Consider the following 2,545-nt stretch of genomic DNA (forward strand, 5'->3'; position numbering starts at 1 on the left):
GGTGGCCGTCCTCATGTCACGGGGACTCGCCCATCACGACACGAACCGGTCACAGGTCACACCCGCCCCATACACCACTCCCGTGGACGTGAACGTCACCGATGACCGGACCCCGCCAGGGCTCGGGCAACTGCGACCACAGCCGCCAGATCGGGTCCTGCTGGCCGGGCAGACGCAGACGGCGGCGTTCACCGGCCATCGGGCACCTGCCAGGACGAGGCGTAGGACTTCCAGTTGGCCGCGGCCCGCAGCGCCTCGTCCTCGCGGACCCATAATGGTGACGTCGGATATCAGAACTGTCTGAATGCCTGTGATGATCAAGCTTCGTGGTGTTGTCGCCGGAGGTAGGGGCTGAAGTGGTTGGCGACAATGTCCGCGATCGCGGCGGCGTCGCGGGAGCCGCCGACTTCGATCACCCGGATGCCGAGCTGGTGGGCGGTGTGGACGGCGTCCTCGGCGACGAGGCGGTCTCGGGCGAGGCGGTTGGCCTGTGCTCGGGCCGGATCGCTGACGCGGTGCCCGAGCGAGGCGGCCCGGGGAAGTTCAAGAAGCTGGTGTTGGCGGAACTCCGACGTGGGCACCATGACGACCATCCGGCGCGGTGAGTCGATGATGGGTGCGACGAGTTCGGGGCGGAGTCCCCAACCTTCGGCGATGATCGGGTGGCCGGAGACGAGCGCGCGTAGGTCGTCCAGAGCCCATTCGAACCGGTGGGGGAACTCGGCGAGAGTTTCGGTGGCCATTTCCTCCGGGGTGGTGTGGACCCACATCTTGTCCAAGTCGGGCTCAGTGGCGGGCTCGCCGAGGCCGGCGCGACGAGCGATCCGGCGATCGTTGTGACCGCGGGCGTCGTGGTAGTCGTAGTGATAGACGGTGACGCCGCATTGGACGGCCAGCAGCCGGGCCACGGTCGACTTGCCGGCCCACTGGCCGCCGCCGATCCACAATGCTCGGTGCAATGTGCCGAAGGGATCCCAGACTCCGTTGCTCGCCAGGGAGTCGTGGCTGGTCATCTGGTCTCCTCCCGCGGTGAGGTGCGACGGCTGACTTCGACGGCGTAGGTGGTCCAGTCGCCTGCGGAGAGACGTTGCCAGGCGACGGCGACGTCGGTGTGGATGCCGAGGGTGCGGGCCAGGATCGCGGCGGGGATCTCGGTGGCGAGCTGGAAGAGCGCGGTGCTGCGGGCCTGATTGGGTCGGATGCCGAGCTGATTCAGACGTTGGGTCAGTTGGGCGGTGCTGATCGGCCGTCCGGGCTGACCACCGGGGAAGAGCCATGACGACGGGGCCAGGGCACCGATGGTCGCGTGGCCCTTGCGGTTGGCGGCGACCGTGCGGGCCAGTTCCGCCACTGGCTGGGGCAACTGGACGGGGGCATCGCCGAGGTGGAGTCGGACTTCCTGGGCGCTGACGTGGACGTCCTCGACGGTCAACCGGTGGATCGCCGAGGGTCCTTGGGCGTAGAGGAGGAGAAGCAGCCCGGCGAGGCGATCTTCGGGTTTCAAAGTGTCGTCGTGCAAGAGCCGGCGAGCCACGTTCCAGCGACGCTCGTCATCGAGCGGCTGAGTGGGGCCGATCCAGCGGATGGCGGGGGCGTGGATGGTGGTGAGCTTGTTGGCGCGGGCCCAGCGGATGAAGTGTCCGGCCGTGTGACGGTAGGTGGCAGAGTCGTCGGTGAGCCACTGGTCGAGGTCGGCCTGCCGACAGATCTCCAGGGTGAGGTCGTGGGCCGTCAGCCAGTTCAGGAAGGCGACGGCGGCGCGGGCGCATTGGCGTGCGGACATGAACTGCTGCGGGGTGAGGGGGCGGCCGTTGCTGCGTCGGCGTAGTCGCCGGACCAGGTGCCAGATCGTGTAGCGGTGCAGGAGTTTGCGTTGTTCGGGGTCCTTCTGGGATGTGAGGAGGTTGGTGAGGAAGCGGTCGAGGCGGACCATGTATTCATCGCGTTCGGGCAGGGCACCGACACCGACGAGGACCCGGCGGAGGTGGGCGAGGGGCGGGTTGTCGGGCAGTTCGTCGATGGCCTCGTGGGTCAGGGCCCGGCGGCCAGCCGCGAGGTCGGACAGGACCGGGGAGACGGACGGCTTGTTCAGCCACCGCCTGGCGGTGATGGGGTGCTCGGTGGTGGCGATGTTGCGCCGGAGTGCTTCGAGCCCGGGGTGGAGAGCATCGGACGGTGGGCCCAGCAGCTCGTCGAGGCGCCGGTTGATGAGGCATCGAACGCACTGACCGGGGTAGGGGTAATCGGGGTCGGTGCAGGTGGGACAGGTGTGCCAGACCTCAGCTGCGGTGCAGTAGGCGCAAAGAGGCTCGGTGAGAGTGCCGGAGATGATTGCCGCGACGTCTCCGCAGGCCGAGCACTGTGCCGAACAGCGCTGACAGTCCGGGCACCACGGGCGGCCCGTGGCGCGGGAGGTGCCGCAGGGCCTCTCCTCGCCGCAGATGCTGCAGCCCGCGTTCCGCAGTTCGTAGACACACGGCTGTGATCGCCGGCGAGTCGCCGCTGGTCAGCGCTGTGCGGCGCTGGTTTCCAGGGCTGGCAGGCT

2 protein-coding genes are annotated in these 2,545 nt (G+C 68.5%); both read right to left on the reverse strand.

Annotated elements, in window-relative coordinates:
- Positions 1-317: 317 nt before the first annotated feature.
- The gene (locus ACGFK0_RS37575; RefSeq protein WP_392913533.1) at positions 318-1,013 is read right to left on the reverse strand and encodes a hypothetical protein; all 696 of its coding nucleotides are present in this window, start codon (positions 1,011-1,013) and stop codon (positions 318-320) included.
- Positions 1,010-1,933, reverse strand: coding sequence for a hypothetical protein (locus ACGFK0_RS37580; RefSeq protein WP_392913535.1), 924 nt, complete (start codon positions 1,931-1,933; stop codon positions 1,010-1,012). The genes ACGFK0_RS37575 and ACGFK0_RS37580 overlap by 4 nt, the downstream gene beginning before the upstream one ends.
- Between the last annotated feature and the right edge of the window lie 612 nt (positions 1,934-2,545).

Origin of the sequence: Spirillospora sp. NPDC048823 (assembly GCF_043198445.1) — a bacterium.
In the GTDB taxonomy this organism is placed as follows: Bacteria; Actinomycetota; Actinomycetes; order Streptosporangiales; family Streptosporangiaceae; genus Spirillospora.